This is a genomic window from Sulfitobacter sp. PS-8MA, from assembly GCF_040933935.1.
GTDB lineage: Bacteria > Pseudomonadota > Alphaproteobacteria > Rhodobacterales > Rhodobacteraceae > Sulfitobacter.
In genome coordinates, this window is record NZ_JBFQYJ010000007.1 from 238,232 (window position 1) to 253,480 (window position 15,249).

A 15,249-nucleotide genomic window follows, 5' to 3' on the forward strand; every position below is an offset into this window, starting at 1 on the left:
CTTTAAACCAAGGGGGCGGCATGACGTGCCGTCCCCATCTTTTTTCCACCTCCGACAGCCGGGAACCCCTCCATTGTCCAATCCACTGAATGACCGCCTTAAAACCTATGCAGATATCGCCGCCGCGCTTGGCACAGATGCTGTGGCGCTGGTGCCCGGTCCGAATTTCACCCGCGCTGTCGAACATGCTTTCATGAGCCACGAGCGCCCCTTTGTGCTGGTGATCCCCGCCAATGGCCCTGCCGCGGCACTGGTGCCGAACCTTGAGCTTGGCAGCTGGGATCTGGTGGGCTTTGACGGCGCCGTTTTCGACTGGCGCGACCAGACCGGCTATGACGAGGCTTTCGCCGCGATGATGCAGCATCTGGGCATCAATTCGCTGGCTGTTGAGGGCCAGGTCATGCGGGTCTTCGTGCATCACGCGCTGAAAAAGGCGCAGCCTGATTTGAAGATCATCGACGCCGAGCGCGAAATCTCCGCGCCGCGGATGATCAAGACCGAGGCCGAGGTTGCCGCGTTGCAAGAGGCCATCGATATTTCCGAACGCGCCCTGCGCGCCACGCTGGATTCTGTGAAGCTGGGCCAGACCGAGAAAGAGATCGAACAGAAACTGGTGCAGCTGCTTTTCGCCGAAGGGGCCGATGATCTGTCCTTTGCCCCCATCGTCGCCGCGGGCGACGGCTCGGCCCGGCCCCATGCCAAGGCGCGCGGCGATTACCACGTCAAGGCGGGCGACGCGCTGCTGTTCGACTTTGGCGCGCGCAAGAACGGTTTTGCTGCCGACATCACCCGCACCGTCTTCCTGAGCCATGTCAGCGATGAGGGTCGCGCGGTCTATGACACCGTGCTGCGCGCCAACCTTGCCGGGCTGGACGCCACCCGCGCGGGCGTCACCGCGCATGAGATCGACGATGTGGTGACCGGCGTGCTCGAAGCCTCGCCCTTCGCCGACCGCATCCGCACCAAGACCGGCCACGGTCTGGGCCGCGATGTGCATGAAGCGCCCTATATCATGCGCGGAAACCACATGAGTTTACCCGCCGGAACCGTATACACCAACGAACCCGGTCTCTATGAGATCGGCAACTTTGGCGTGCGTATCGAAGATGACGTGCTGATCACCGAAGATGGCTACAAAACCCTGACCAACTTTCCGAAGGAACTGATGGTGCTCCCGTGCTGAAATATGTCCTGTCGCGCCTCGCGACCTTCATCCCGACCTTTATCGGCGTCACGCTGATTTCATTCGCCTTTATCCGTGTGCTGCCGGGCGACCCGATCGTCGTCATGGCCGGCGAGCGCGGCATCACCGAAGAGCGCTATGCCCAGCTTCAGCAGCAGTTTGGCTTTGACCGCCCGATCTATGTGCAGTTCTGGGAGTATTTTACCGGGGTGCTTCAGGGCGATCTGGGCAATTCCTTTGTCACCAAGAAACCGGTCTGGGACGAGTTCTTCTCGCTCTTCCCCGCCACGCTGGAACTGTCGATCTGCGCGATGATCTTTGCCGTGGTTCTGGGCCTGCCTGCGGGGGTGATCGCGGCGGTGAACCGGGGCAAGTTCTTTGACCGGGCGCTGATGTCCACCGCTCTGGTGGGTTATTCAATGCCGATTTTCTGGTGGGCCTTGCTGCTGATCATCGTCTTCTCGGGCAACCTTGGCTGGACGCCGGTCTCGGGCCGGATCGACCTGCTCTATTACTTCCCCAATGCCACCGGCTTCATGCTGATCGACAGTCTCGCCTCGGGGCAGGACGGGGCCTTCCTCTCGGCCCTGCGGCACCTTCTGTTGCCGACCATCGTGCTGGGCACCATCCCGCTGGCGGTGATCGCGCGGCAGACCCGCTCGGCCATGCTGGAAGTCTTGGGCGAAGACTACATCCGCACCGCACGGGCCAAGGGCATGTCCTCGGGCCGGATCAACGGCATCCACGCCCTGCGCAACGCGCTCATCCCCGTCATCACCGTGATCGGCCTCTCGGTCGGCACGCTTCTCGCGGGCGCCATCCTGACCGAGACGATCTTTAGCTGGCCGGGCATCGGCAAGTGGATGGTCGACAGCATCTTCCGCCGCGACTACCCGGTGGTGCAGGGCGGCCTGCTGCTCATCGCCGTCATGGTCATGGTCGTGAACCTCACCGTTGACATGCTCTACGGCATCATCAACCCCAAAATCAGGAAACGCTAATGGACGACGCACTCTCTGCCGAAGCCGAAATGGTGCACGACCGCCCCGGACGTTTGCGCGAATTCTGGTTCTATTTCCGCGAAAACCGCGGCGCCGTGATTGGCCTGTGGATCTTTGCCGTCTTCGCCTTTCTGGCGATCTTTGGCCCCTGGATCGCGCCACATGACGCCACCCAACAGTTCCGCGCCGCAACGCTGCAACCGCCGGTCTGGCAGGATGGCGGCACATGGAGCCACATCCTTGGCACCGATCCCTTGGGCCGTGACATGCTCTCGCGCCTCATTGTCGGGGCGCGCTATTCCTTCTTTGTCGGCATCGTGGTGGTCTCCATCGCCGCCTCTGGCGGGATCATCGTTGGCCTGATCTCGGGCTTCGCGCCGAAATGGCTCGACACGATCATCATGCGGATCATGGACATCATCCTTGCCTTCCCGTCGCTCCTGCTGGCGCTGGTGCTGGTGGCGATCCTCGGGCCAAGCCTCACCAATGCGATGATCGCCATCGCCATCGTGCTTCAGCCGCACTACGTGCGCCTGACCCGGGCGAGTGTGATTTCCGAGCGGCAGAAGGACTATGTGACTTCGGCCCGCGTCGTCGGTGCCGGCACGTTGCGGCTGATGGTGGTGACCGTGCTGCCGAACTGCCTTGCGCCGATCATCGTGCAGGCGGCGCTGTCCTTCTCGACCGCGATCCTTGATGCGGCGGCCTTGGGCTTCCTCGGCATGGGCGCACAGCCGCCCACACCGGAATGGGGCACCATGCTGGCCGAAGCGCGTGAGTTTATCCTGCGTGCCTGGTGGGTTGTGACCTTCCCCGGCCTTGCGATCCTCGTCACCGTGCTGGCGATCAACCTCATGGGTGACGGCCTGCGCGACGCCCTTGACCCGAAACTAAAGCGGAGCTGATTGATGTCTCTTCTGCGTATCCGCAACCTCTCGGTCGATTTCGCCACCGCGTCGGGCAAGTTCCGCGCCGTGGACAGCGTCGATCAGGATGTCGACACCGGCGAGATCCTCGCCATCGTGGGTGAAAGTGGCTCGGGCAAATCGGTCTCGATGCTGGCGTTGATGGGGCTTTTGCCCTGGACCGCCACCGTCACCGCCGATGAGCTGACCTTTGACGGCCACGACCTCTTGACCATGGACAAACGCGCCCGGCGCAAGATCGTCGGCAATGATCTGGCGATGATCTTTCAAGAGCCGATGTCCTCGCTCAACCCCTGTTTCCCGGTGGGCTGGCAGATCAAGGAATCGCTGCGCTTTCACCTTGGCATGAACCGGGCCGAGCGGCACAAACGGGCGATTGAGCTCTTTGAGCAGGTCGGGATCCCCGATCCCGAGAAACGCCTCTCGGTCTTCCCGCACCAGATGTCGGGCGGCATGAACCAGCGGGTGATGATCGCCATGGCGATTGCCTGCAAGCCGAAGCTGCTGATCGCGGACGAGCCGACCACTGCGCTTGACGTGACCATTCAGGCGCAGATCCTCGACCTGCTGACCTCGCTGCGCGACGAGACCGGGATGGGGCTGGTGCTGATCACCCATGACATGGGCGTGGTGGCCGAAACCGCCGAGCGGGTCTCGGTGCAATATGCGGGTCAGAAGATCGAAGAGCAGCAGGTGCTGCCGCTCTTCCGCGAACCGCACCATCCCTATACGGCGGCGCTGCTGGATGCCTTGCCCGAACGCGCCACCGAAAAGCGCCTGCCGACGATCCCCGGCGTGGTGCCGGGCCAGTTCGACCGGCCCGCGGGCTGCCTCTTCTCGCCGCGGTGCAAGTTCGCCAACGACAAATGCCGCGCCGAGAACCCGCCGCCCTTGGGCGAAGACCTCGGCAAGGCGCGCTGTTTCTATCCGCTCAACACCGATGAAAGGGTCGCGTGATGACTGCCCCCGTAATGACCGCCGACGCGCTGGAGCGTCACTATCAGGTTGGTGGCGGCTTCCTGCGCAAAACCCAGACGCTCAAGGCCGTCGCCGGTCTCGATTTCCAACTGCACCCCGGCAAGACCCTGGCCGTGGTGGGCGAAAGCGGCTGTGGCAAATCCACGCTGGCGCGTATGGTCACAATGATCGAAGAGCCGACCTCCGGGTCGCTGACGCTCGACGGCAAGCCGGTGCGGCCCGAGGATTGGGCTGACCTGCGCCAGCATGTGCAGATTGTTTTCCAAGACCCCTATGGCTCGCTGAACCCGCGCCAGCAGATCGGCACGATCCTGCAAGAGCCGCTGGTCATCAACCGCAAGGACATGTCGAAGAAGCAGCGCGAGGAGAAGGCGCGCGAGATGCTGCGCCTCGTCGGCCTGCGGCCCGAGCATTACGACCGCTACCCGCATATGTTCTCGGGCGGTCAACGCCAGCGGATCGCGGTGGCGCGGGCGCTGATGCTCGACCCCAAGGTGCTGGTGCTGGACGAGCCGGTCTCGGCGCTTGACCTGTCGATCCAGTCCGCGATCCTGAACCTGCTGGTGGATCTGCAGGAAAAGATGGATCTGGCCTATCTCTTCATCAGCCACGACCTGTCGGTCGTGCGCCATGTGGCCGATGACGTGATCGTCATGTATCTGGGCCGCGCGGTCGAAAAGGGGCCAAAGGGCGAAGTCTTTGAACGCCCGCGCCATCCCTATACGGCGGCCCTGCTCTCCGCGACGCCCCGGGCCGACCCGGAAGGCGGCAAGGAACGCATCAAGCTACAGGGCGAATTGCCCTCGCCGCTGGCGATCCCCGAGGGCTGCCCTTTTGCGCCGCGCTGCTGGAAAGTGCAGGACATCTGCCGCAAGGAGCGCCCCATCCTCGAAGGCGCCCCCCATCCGGCGGCCTGTTACTTCCCGGTCAACGATTGATCCCGGCCTGACCCTTTGGGGTCAGACCACCTGCGCCACCACGCCGATGCAATCGCCCATCTTGACCAGCCCCGGCACATGCCGGGCGGTCAGGATGCCGCTCAGCCGGGCCGTGGCGGTGATCGCCGGCTGACCGCTGCGGTCACTGGGCCAAAGCCGGGCGATGGGCTGGCCTTCGGTGACCTCATCGCCGAGATCGACCAGCGGTTCCAAGAGCGCATTGGCCTCGCTGAAGGTAAAACAGCGCCCGTCGGGCATGTCGAGCATCACGCTCTCCGCCACCTCGCGCTCGCCTTGCAATATGCCCGCATGGATCAAGAGATTGCGCGCGCCTTTGCGGGCCACGGCGACGCTCTTGGCGGTCGCGGTGCCCGCCCCGCCCAGCTCGGTGGTGACCAGCACCTTGCCTTGCTCTTCAACCTCGGTGTCGAACATGCCGACACTGTCGATCTCCAGCATTTTCATTGAATAGGGCGCGTTGAAGGCCGCCATCGCGGCCATGCAAGCGGCCTCCTGTTCCTTGTCGGGCAGGATATGGGCGGCGGCGAAGGGCAGGAAATCCAGCGTGCGCCCGCCGGAGTGGAAATCAAGCACCACATCCGCAAGCGGCACCAGTTCACTCGCGATATAATGCGCGATCTTCTGGGTCACCGTGCCATCAGGGCGGCCCGGAAAGCTGCGGTTCATATTGCCGCCGTCGATAGGCGAGCAGCGGCGGCCCGCGGCAAAGGCGGGCTGGTTCATCATCGGCAGGATGATAACGCGGCCCGTTACCTCAGCGGGGTCCAGCGTGGCGGCCAGTTCCTGCAGGGCAATCGGCCCTTCATATTCATCGCCATGGTTGCCGCCGGAAAACAGCGCCGTCGGCCCGTCGCCGCCGTTGATGATGCTGATCGGGATCATGACGGAGCCCCAAGCGCTGTCATCGCGGCTGTAGGGCAGGCGCAGGAAACCGTGATGCGCGCCGGGTTGGTCGAATGGGATGGTCGGGGTGATCGGTGATTTACTCATGCGGAAACAAACAACTTTCGCGGTGTGGTGCAGAAACATTCATGGCCGGTCTCGGTAATGCGAATGGGCTCGGTGATCTCAAGCCCACCATCGTCGAGCCAGAGCGCGGGCATGAAGTGGAAGGTCATGCCGGGCTCCAGGATCGTTGTGTCCCCCCGGCGGAAAGAGATGGTGCGCTCGCCCCAATCGGGCGGGTAGCTGATGCCGATGGCATAGCCGCAGCGGCTGTCCTTCTCAAAACCCGCCTTGTTCAGCGTCCTGTTAAAGGCATTGGCAATATCTTCGGCCCGATTGCCGGGCTTGGCCTGTTCCAGCCCCGCGTCGATGGCGTCGAGCACGGCGCTCTCCGCCTCGCGGTATTTCACCGGCACATCGCCAAAGAACAGCGTGCGCGACTGCGGGCATTGATAGCGCCGATGCGCGCCCGCGATTTCGAAGAATGTCGCCTCGTTCGGCTGCATCGGGCGGTCGTCCCACGTGAGATGCGGGGCGGTGGCGTCCATGCCCGAGGGCGCCATGGGGACAATCGCCGGGTAATCCCCCCAGAAGCCCTGCGCGCCGCGAATGCCGGTGGCGTAAATCTCGGCCACCAGATCGTTCTTGCGCATCCCCGGCACCGCCACTTCGAGGATGCGGACATGCATCTCCTCCACGATCCGGGCGGCGCGTTCCATATATTCGATCTCGCGCTCGGATTTCACCGCGCGTTCCCAATTCACCAGCGCGGTCGCGTCCATAAAGGTCGCCTTGGGCAGCTGGGTCTTCAGCACGTCATGGGCGCGGGCGGAATAATAGTAGTTGTCCATTTCCACGCCAATGCGGGCCTGTTCCAACCCCATCTCGCGCAACAGGGCCGAGAGGTCTTCCATCGGGTGTTTCTCGGGGTTCTGCACATAGGTATCGTCGTAGCCCCGGATGCAGTCGTCTTCCATGAACACGGTCCGCCGCGCCCCGAGCGCATCCATGCCGCGCCCCCACCAGACCGGCTCGCCCTCATGGGTCAGGATCACCGCTTGGTAAACATAGAAGGACCAGCCATCATAGCCCGAGAGCCAGGACATATTCGACGGGTCGTTGACCACGATCGCATCCATGCCGCGCGCTTCCATGGTCTTGCGCGTTCGGTCGACCCGGCGCTGGTACTCGCTGTTGGTAAAATTCGCCTCATACGTGGTCATAGGCCAGCCCCTTTCATATCTGGTTGCCCGGGTAATGTGATCCGGCCAGAGGGGCCGGGCTCACGGAATGATGCCTTGTGCATGGGCGCTTGGCATGTCGCAGTCGAACAGACGGCCATAGCCCTCGGGGCGGCCCGCAAGCCCGCCCATCCGGTGCAATGCCCAGCACAGCGCCTGGTTGGAGGTCACGACGGGCTTGCCCAGCCGTGCTTCGATCCGGTCGATCACGTCGACGCCGCGCAGGGAGGTGCAGGAGAGGAAAAATGCCTCTACTTCCGCGCCGTCCAGTGCTGCGGCACCTTCGATGATGCTCGCGTCGTCGATCCGCGCCATGTCGCGGTCGTCTTCCAGCGCGAAAGCGCCGTTGCGCATGACCTCAAGCCCTTGGTCGTTGAAATAGGCGGCCAGCGGCGCGGCGGTTTCGGGCAGGTAAGGGGTCAGCATCGCCACGCGTTTCACGCCGAGCGCGGCAAAGCCTGCGATGGCGGCAGAGGCGGGGGTGATGACCGGCACGCCGGGCAGCCCCGCACCGATGGCATCGCGCACCGCCGGGTTGCCGATGGCGACCGAGGCGGAGGTGCAGCAAAAGGCCACGGCGGAAAGCTCTACCCCCGGCACCAGCAGCCCGGCGGTGCGGGCCAGATCCGGGGTCATGGCGCGCAGGCGCTCGGGCGTCGTGGGGTTTTCAAAGGCGATGCGGGCGGCGTGAACCGCGGCCTGCGCGGGGTCGATCAGCCGCGCGGCGTCACGCTCAAACGTCATGTCGGTGGAGAGCAGGATCGCGCCAAGGCGCCGCGGATCATCCTCACGCAAACGGCACTCAAGCCTTTCGCTTTGCACAGGGGGTGTCACCTGAATATTCCTTTACGCTAGACGACAAGCACGGGGCATTTTGCCAGCCCCGTGACCTTGTGTGACACCGATCCCAGCAAATAGCTATCGCCCGTGGCGCCCAGGCCACGCGAGCCGATGACGATCAGATCGGCCTCGTGTTTCTTGGCAAATTCGGTCACCGCCCGCGCGGGCCGACCGGAGCGCACAAAGGCGCGCACATTCTCGACGCCCGCGTCTTTCAGCAGTTGTTTGCCATGGTTGATGATCTCGGTGGCATGGGCCTGCATCGCGTCGTCGATGCTGCCCGGATCATTCACCCGCACCATCGACAGCGAGGCTTCGAGCATCGAATGATGGCGATAAACCGTCAGCAAAGTCACCTTGGCCCCGGTCAGCTTGGACAGTTCAGCCGCTTTGCGCAGCGCCCGGTCCGCATTGATCGAGCCGTCATAGGGGGCAAGGATATGGGTGAACATGGGCGTCCTCCGGGCCGGTTATTTGGCAAAGGCCAGATCGCGCAGGAAGAGGGCAATCTGCGGGAAGAAAATCAGTGCGACGGAGACGCTGAGCAGCATCACGATAAACGGCGGGGTGCCGCGAATGACTTCCATGTAGGGGCGTTTGAACACGGCGATGGCGGTGAAAATATCACAGCCAAAGGGCGGCGTGGCCGAACCGATGGCGACCTGTAGTGTGATCACCGTGCCGACCAGCACCGGGTCAAGCCCGACCGAGTCCACCACCGGCGCGAAGATCGGCACGAAGACAAGGATCACCACGATCGGGTCCACGAACATACAGCCGATGAAAAAGGCGATGGAGATGACAAAGAGCACGCCAATCGGCCCCATGCTGTCAATCCCGATGCCCGCCAAGACCGCCTGCGGGATCTGCGCAAAGGAGATCACCCAGGAGAAGGCCGCCCCGGCCGCCACGAGGATAAAGACCACGGCGGTGATCAGCCCGGTGGATTTGGCGGTTTCATAGATGCCGGCAAAGTCGATCTCGCGGAAGACGATCATCTCAAGGAAGATGGCATAGAGCACACAGGCCGCTGCCGCTTCGGTCGGAGAGAAGACACCGCCGTAGATGCCGCCGATGATGATCGCCGGAAAGCCCAGCGGCCAGAGCGCCTGGCGCACCGCGCGGGCGCGTTCGCCCCATGTGGCTTTCTCTTCGGTCGGAACATTGTGGCGATAGGCATAGATCACCGAATAGACCGAGAAGAGCGCGAGGATCAGCAGCCCCGGCCCGATGCCCGCGATGAAAAGCTCGGCGATGGAGGTGTTGGAGACGACGCCATAGATGATCATGCCGATGGAGGGCGGGATCAGGAAGGCGATGTCAGACGAGTTCACGATCAGGGCAAGCACGAAGCTGTCCTTGTAGCCCGCCTTGAGCATCCGGGGCCGCAGGGGGGAGCCAACCGCGACCACGGTGGCCTGTGTGGAGCCTGAGACCGCGCCGAACATGGTACAGGCCGCCGCTGTCGCAACCGCGAGGCCGCCTTTCATATGGCCGACAAAGGACATCACCATGTCGATCAGCCGCCCGGCCGATTGGCCCCGCGTCATGATGTCGGCGGCAAAGATGAACATCGGCACCGCGATCAGCGAGGCCGGCCGGATCCCCGCCATCATCTGCTGCACCATTGTTTCCAGCTGACCGAAGCCGCCGAAAAGCGTGTAAAAACCGACGAAAGCGCCGACGATCAGCGGGATCATCATGGGAAAGCCCAAGAGCAGCAAGACGACCATGATGGAGAAAATGGTTAGGGCCATGGCTTAGACCTCCCGCTCGTTGTCGTCATAGCCTTCGAGCACGCTGGTCGAGAGGTAAATGTCAGGCTCAATGATGTTTTTGATCGCGGTCAGCAGATATTGCAGCCCGGTCATGAAAAAGCCGAAAGGCACCCAGACAAGGGTCCACCAGACCGGCAGTTGCAGGGCGGGCAGCAGGCGGCCACGCCCGGCTTGGGTCATGATATATTGCAGCGCGTACCACGCGAGGCCGAACATGAAGACGGCGGTGACAAAGGCGATAAAGATCATCAGCAGCTTGCGCGGGCGCGGCGGCAGGGCGTCAAAGATTGCCGACATGCGAATATGCCGCCCATGGCGCGCGGCATAGGAAATACCGGCAAAGGTGATGAGAATGATCAGAATGCTGTTCAGTTCTTCGGAAAAGAAAATCGAGCTTTGAAAGACGAAACGGCCCACCACATTGGCGATCGTATTAGCCGCCATTAGCAACACCCCAGCGGCGAGCATCACAGACTCGAGCCGGCTGATAGCATTGTCGATCGTACCAAGCGGGCCGGGAAGGCTGGATCTATAGGGGCCCACGGGGGCGTCATCGGTGCCGGTGGTGTCTGTCTGCGATTGCAGTTGTGAGCTGTGGTTGTCTTCCGTCACCGGCGTCATCCCGTAACTGGTTCAAATGAATAGTCGGAAAAGAGTCACCCCCCGGGCAGGCCGGAGGGTGAAGGGATACGCTTACTTGACGGCTTCGAGGTCGGCCTTGAACTGCTCAAGGATCTCTTTGCCGCGCTCGCCGGTCATTTCGACAAAGGCTTCTTCGACCGATGCAGCCTTGTCCTTGAAGGGCTGGCGCTCTTCTTCGGAGAGGATGTTGATCTGCATGTCAGGCTTTGCCTTGGCGATGTTTTCCAGCGACTTTTCCTGCAGGCCGGACTGGTACTCAAGGATATATTCAAACGCCGCGTCAGAGGCGTTTTGCACCAGTTCCTTGTCCTCATCGGAAAGGCCGTCATAGAAATCCTTGTTGGCCATCACAGCGGTGGTGAAGTTGTTGTGGCCAATGCAGGTGATGACCTCGGTCACCTCATACATCTTGGTGGATTCCAGATAGAAGCCGGGGTTTTCCTGGCCCTGGATGATGCCGGTCTGCATGGCGCCGTAAACTTCGCCCCATGGCAGCGGTGTCGGTGTCGCGCCAAAGGCTTTGTAGCTTTCGACCAAGAGCGGGTTTGTCATCACGCGGAACTTGACCTCATTGAGGTCTTCGGGGGTTTTGACCGGCTCCTGTGTGGTCATGCAGACGTCGCCCTCGGGGAACATCTTGAGCAGTTCCAGACCCTGCTCTGCGTAGAGTTCGGGGAACATTTCGTTGATGGCCTTGGAGGTGCGGAAGAACTCGAACAGTTCCTCGTCATCCTGCGGCAGCAGGTAGGGCACAAAGAAGACCTGCGCCTCGGGGATCAGCGCGCCGGTAAAGCCGGGGGATTGGTCCACGAACTGAAGGATGCCGGCTTGCGCCTGCTCCATCGTGTCCACGGATTCACCCAGGGTGCCATAGGGGAAAAGCTGCACTTCGTGGTCGGAGTTCGCTTCGATCTCTTCCTTGAATTTCTGCGCGTATTTGCCCTGCACCTCGTCCAGCGCTTCCTCGAAAGCATAGCGCCATGTGTCGGCCGAGGCCGCGCCGGCGACGGTGGTCGCAGCAGCGAGGATACCCCCGGTTAGTACGGTTCTGAAAATAGCCATGAAACTCCCTTTCCTTTTTAAACCTGCGCAGCACTTTGGCGGCAGCAGGATTTTTATCCTGACAGCTAGATCATTTAAACCGATCGCAATCATGTCAATGTGAATATTGATCCATGACAATTTGCGCCGCTCTATACGCTAGTAGTGCCTATGTTTATTGCACAAGGCGGCGTTTATCATGCGAATCCCCCGGGCAAATTCGGGAAAGGATTGCCCCCCAAGTGCAATGCGCAGCCCCGGATGCCGGTCTGGCGGGCCGATGGCAAAGCTGGCCCCCTTGGCCACCGCGACCCCCACCTGCCGGATCGCCTGGGCCTGTGCGGCCTCCTCTTGCGCGTCATGGCAGGGCAGCCAGATGTGCAACCCGTTCGGGCTTGTCCCCATGTCGCGCCCGCGAAAGACATTGGCCGCGAAATCGCTGCGGTCTCGCAGCGCAAGCTGTTGGCGGTTCAGCAGCATCTCGGCGGTGCCATCCTCGATCCAGCGCTCCGCGATCTGGGTCATCAGCTGCGTGGCCATCCAGGATGTCACCATATGGCGGTTGGCGGCAGAAGCGCTCAGATGGTCCGGCACCGCCAGATAGCCGACGCGCAGCCCCGGCAGCAGGCATTTGGTAAGGCTGGTGAAGTAAAGCACCCGTTCCGGGGCCAGCGTGGCGAGGGGCGGGGGCGGGGCGTCTTGCAAGGGCCCCCAGGCCTGATTTTCGATGATCAGCGCATCATGGCGCCGCGCCACCTCGATCACCGCGGCGCGGCGGTTCTGGGTCATGGTAAAGGCCAGCGGATTGGCCCCATTGGGGATCAGATAGATCGCCCGCACCGGTTCTTTCCGGCAGACCTGCGCCAGCGCATCGGGGCAAATCCCGTCGGCATCCACCGGCACCCCTTGCAGGCGCAGGCCCAAAAAACGCGCCAGGGGGCGCAGGGTGTGATGCCCGATATCCTCGCTCACGATCAGGTCACCGGGCTGCGCGGCTGTCATCAGCGCCACCGTCATGGCGCTGGTGCTGCCATTGGTGGGCAGCACCGCCATACCGTTCAGGTCCAGCCCACAGAGCGCCAGCCAGCGCCGGGTCGCACTGCTGCCCCCGGTGCTGGCGGCATCGCGGAACCCATCCATCACCGCCAGCGGCAAGGAGCGCGCCATCGCCCGCAGGGTCTTTTGCATCGCCTCTTCATGGGCGTGGTCGATGACCGGTTTGAGAATCGACATATCCAGCAGACGCCCGGCGGCCTTGCGGCTCACGAAAGGCATGGAGATTTCGTCGCTGCCGGCCCGGACAAAGGTCCCGCGCCCGACCTCGCCCACGATGCGACCGGCCTCGGTCAGCTTGTCATAGGCGCGGCTCACGGTCTGCACGCTCAGCGACAGGTCAAAGGCCATCTGCCGCTGCGTCGGCAGTTGCTCTCCGGGTTTGAGCACGCCATTCTGGATCGCGGTCTCAATCGCCTGAACCAGCGAGCGATAGGCCGGGCGGGTCAAGACCTCGGGGTTAGGACGCCATTTTGTCATGATTGCGATGATCACGACAATCATGACAATTGACAAGCCCAGGCTGCGCTCCCATGAAACGGGCATGAGCTTTGTCAAACTGGATAAGCGCGATATCGCAGTGCTGTCGATCCTCTCTCGGGAGGGGCGGATCGCGAAATCCGCGCTGGCTGACAAGGTCAATCTCAGCGCCACCGCCTGCGGCGAGCGGCTGGCGCGGCTGGAGTCTGCAGGCATCATCACCGGCTATGAGGCGCAGGTCGCCCTGCGCCGGATCGCCCCGCATGTGACGGTCTTTGTGCAGGCCGAACTGGGCAACCACCGGGCCGAGGCGTTCCAGCGCTTCGAAGCGGTGATCGCGCAGCATGACGAGATCGTGCAATGCTGGGCCCTGGGCGGCGGGTTTGACTATCTCATGCAGGTCGTGACCCGCGACATCGACAGCTATCAGCGGCTGATGGATGCGCTGCTGGATCAACAGGCCGGGCTGACCCGCTATTTCACCTATATCGTGACCAAATCGGTGAAATCCGCCCCGCTTCCGCTTTCCCTGCTGCTGCCTGAGGATGAGAGCTGATCCACCGGAGTTTATCCGGCGCGGTGATGGTTCCACCGCAGAACCTCCGGCAAGAGCCCTGAAACTCCGTCAAACCTTCGCCGCGATGCACCGTACCCTCGGGGCAATTCAACGCAATGGAGGTGTGCCATGACCAAGATGATCCCAACCCCCGCAGATGGGTTGCCCGCATTGGACCGGGGTGAATTGGCCCGCCATTTCGCCTATGTCGGCGGCGCATGGGTCGCCGGGGCTGAGAGCGATGCTTTTGACGTGACCGATCCTGCCAGCGGTTCGGTGCTGGGCTCGGTGGCCAAGCTGAACGGCGCGGACAGCCGGGCGGCGGTGGATGCTGCCCATGCGGCCTTCCCGCAATGGGCCGGCCTGCTGCCGCAAGAGCGCGGCGCGATCCTGCGGCGCTGGCGTGATCTGATGTTGGAGAACCGCGAAGATCTGGCGCGGATCATGACGGCTGAACAGGGCAAGCCAATCTCTGAATCGCGTGGCGAGATCGACTATGCGGCCTCTTTCTTTGAGTTCTACGCCGAAGAAGCTCGCCGCCCGAATATCGAAGGCGTCACCTCGCATCTGCCCGACGCCGAGGTCGAGATCTGGCGCGAGCCGGTGGGGGTGGCTGCCCTTGTTACCCCGTGGAACTTCCCCTCGGCCATGCTGACCCGGAAAGCGGGCGCGGCATTGGCCGCAGGCTGCACCGTGGTCGCGCATCCCTCGGCAGAGACGCCGTTTTCGGCGCTGGCTCTGGCCGAATTGGGCGAGCAGGCGGGGCTGCCCAAAGGCGTCTTTAACGTCGTCACCGGCGCCGCAGCCGAGGTGGTGAAACCTTGGATGGAGGACGCCCGCGTTCGCGCGATTTCCTTCACCGGCTCCACCGAGATCGGCAAGTTGCTCTACCGTCAGGCGTCAGACACGGTGAAACGGTTGGTGCTGGAACTGGGCGGCCACGCGCCTTTCATCATGTTCGACGATGCCGATATGGACCGCGCGGTCGAAGAGGCGATCAAGGCCAAATTCGCCACCTCGGGGCAAGACTGCCTCGGCGCGAACCGCTTCTTCATCGCCCGCGACAGCTACGAGACCTTCTGCGCGCGTTTCACCGCCGCCACCGAGGCGCTGACCGTGGGCGTGGGTTCGGACGATCCCGATATTGGACCGCTGATGAATGAAAAGGCCGTTGCCAAACAGGAAGAGCATGTCAAAGATGCGCTGGACCGGGGCGCGCGGCTGCTCTGTGGGGGCAAGCGTCACGCAGCGGGGCCGCTGTTCTTTGAGCCAACGGTGCTGGCGGATGTGCCTGCGGATGCGCTGATCATGCGCGAGGAGACCTTTGGCCCTGTCGCCGCCATCGCGGCTTTCGACAGCGAGGATGAGGCGATCACACGGGCCAATGATACGGAATACGGGCTGGTGGCCTATGTCCACAGCCAGGACCCGCGCCGCATCTACCGCGCCAGCCGGGCGCTCTGTTTCGGCATGGTGGCGGTGAACCGCACCAAGGTGACCGGCGCGCCGATCCCCTTTGGCGGGACGAAACAATCGGGGATCGGGCGCGAGGGATCGCGGCTCGGGCTCGAAGCCTTTACGGAAGTCAAATACGTCTGCCGTGACTGGGGCTGAAATCGAAGAATA

At 62.8% G+C, this 15,249-nt stretch carries 15 protein-coding genes; 7 read left to right on the plus strand and 8 right to left on the minus strand.

The features are described from left to right. The first annotated feature begins 73 nt into the window (after positions 1 to 73). Genes AB4M76_RS14530 through AB4M76_RS14550 form a run of 5 tightly spaced genes read left to right on the plus strand, consistent with a single transcriptional unit; the run spans position 74 to position 5,026 of the window. Positions 74 to 1,183 (plus strand): M24 family metallopeptidase, encoded by a 1,110-nt coding sequence (locus AB4M76_RS14530; RefSeq protein WP_368442679.1) that lies wholly within the window; start codon positions 74 to 76, stop codon positions 1,181 to 1,183. Next, positions 1,177 to 2,184: an ABC transporter permease subunit gene (locus AB4M76_RS14535; protein ID WP_368442681.1), complete on the plus strand. Its 1,008-nt coding sequence runs from the start codon at positions 1,177 to 1,179 to the stop codon at positions 2,182 to 2,184. Before AB4M76_RS14530 ends, AB4M76_RS14535 begins: the two co-directional genes overlap by 7 nt. Beyond that, positions 2,184 to 3,089 (plus strand): ABC transporter permease subunit, encoded by a 906-nt coding sequence (locus tag AB4M76_RS14540; RefSeq protein WP_368442682.1) that lies wholly within the window; start codon positions 2,184 to 2,186, stop codon positions 3,087 to 3,089. The genes AB4M76_RS14535 and AB4M76_RS14540 overlap by 1 nt, the downstream gene beginning before the upstream one ends. A 3-nt stretch (positions 3,090 to 3,092) precedes the next feature. After that, positions 3,093 to 4,067: an ABC transporter ATP-binding protein gene (locus tag AB4M76_RS14545; protein ID WP_368442683.1), complete on the plus strand. Its 975-nt coding sequence runs from the start codon at positions 3,093 to 3,095 to the stop codon at positions 4,065 to 4,067. After that, the gene (locus tag AB4M76_RS14550; protein WP_368442685.1) at positions 4,067 to 5,026 is read left to right on the plus strand and encodes an ABC transporter ATP-binding protein; all 960 of its coding nucleotides are present in this window, start codon (positions 4,067 to 4,069) and stop codon (positions 5,024 to 5,026) included. Before AB4M76_RS14545 ends, AB4M76_RS14550 begins: the two co-directional genes overlap by 1 nt. Before the next feature lie 21 nt (positions 5,027 to 5,047). Here the strand turns inward: AB4M76_RS14550 and doeB are convergent, their stop codons facing one another. From doeB to AB4M76_RS14590, 8 genes are all read right to left on the minus strand, one after another. Then, the gene (doeB, locus tag AB4M76_RS14555; protein WP_368442687.1) at positions 5,048 to 6,037 is read right to left on the minus strand and encodes a N(2)-acetyl-L-2,4-diaminobutanoate deacetylase DoeB; all 990 of its coding nucleotides are present in this window, start codon (positions 6,035 to 6,037) and stop codon (positions 5,048 to 5,050) included. Next, entirely contained in the window at positions 6,034 to 7,215 is a 1,182-nt protein-coding gene (locus tag AB4M76_RS14560) for a M24 family metallopeptidase (protein ID WP_368442689.1), read from the minus strand. Before AB4M76_RS14560 ends, doeB begins: the two co-directional genes overlap by 4 nt. A 60-nt stretch (positions 7,216 to 7,275) precedes the next feature. Then, positions 7,276 to 8,067 carry an ectoine utilization protein EutA gene (locus tag AB4M76_RS14565; protein WP_368442691.1) on the minus strand — a complete coding sequence of 264 codons (792 nt, stop codon included), beginning with the start codon at positions 8,065 to 8,067 and terminating at the stop codon, positions 7,276 to 7,278. Positions 8,068 to 8,084: 17 nt separating this feature from the next. After that, positions 8,085 to 8,525 carry a universal stress protein gene (locus AB4M76_RS14570; RefSeq protein WP_368442692.1) on the minus strand — a complete coding sequence of 147 codons (441 nt, stop codon included), beginning with the start codon at positions 8,523 to 8,525 and terminating at the stop codon, positions 8,085 to 8,087. A gap of 18 nt (positions 8,526 to 8,543) precedes the next feature. Beyond that, entirely contained in the window at positions 8,544 to 9,830 is a 1,287-nt protein-coding gene (locus tag AB4M76_RS14575) for a TRAP transporter large permease (protein ID WP_368442694.1), read from the minus strand. A 3-nt stretch (positions 9,831 to 9,833) separates the two neighbouring features. After that, a complete protein-coding gene (locus AB4M76_RS14580) occupies positions 9,834 to 10,472 on the minus strand; it encodes a TRAP transporter small permease (RefSeq protein WP_368442696.1) in 639 nt (212 codons plus the stop codon). 72 nt (positions 10,473 to 10,544) lie between these two features. Continuing rightward, entirely contained in the window at positions 10,545 to 11,555 is a 1,011-nt protein-coding gene (gene dctP / locus AB4M76_RS14585) for a TRAP transporter substrate-binding protein DctP (RefSeq protein ID WP_368442698.1), read from the minus strand. Between the two features lie 138 nt (positions 11,556 to 11,693). After that, a complete protein-coding gene (locus AB4M76_RS14590; RefSeq protein ID WP_368442700.1) occupies positions 11,694 to 13,067 on the minus strand; it encodes a PLP-dependent aminotransferase family protein in 1,374 nt (457 codons plus the stop codon). A 64-nt stretch (positions 13,068 to 13,131) separates the two neighbouring features. Here AB4M76_RS14590 and AB4M76_RS14595 point away from each other — a divergent pair, with 64 nt between their 5' ends. Together AB4M76_RS14595 and AB4M76_RS14600 are read left to right on the plus strand one after the other, a co-directional pair. After that, positions 13,132 to 13,623, plus strand: a complete 492-nt coding sequence (locus AB4M76_RS14595) for an Lrp/AsnC family transcriptional regulator (protein WP_368442702.1) — start codon at positions 13,132 to 13,134, stop codon at positions 13,621 to 13,623. Between the two features lie 129 nt (positions 13,624 to 13,752). Beyond that, entirely contained in the window at positions 13,753 to 15,237 is a 1,485-nt protein-coding gene (locus tag AB4M76_RS14600) for an NAD-dependent succinate-semialdehyde dehydrogenase (protein WP_368442704.1), read from the plus strand. Positions 15,238 to 15,249: the final 12 nt, after the last annotated feature.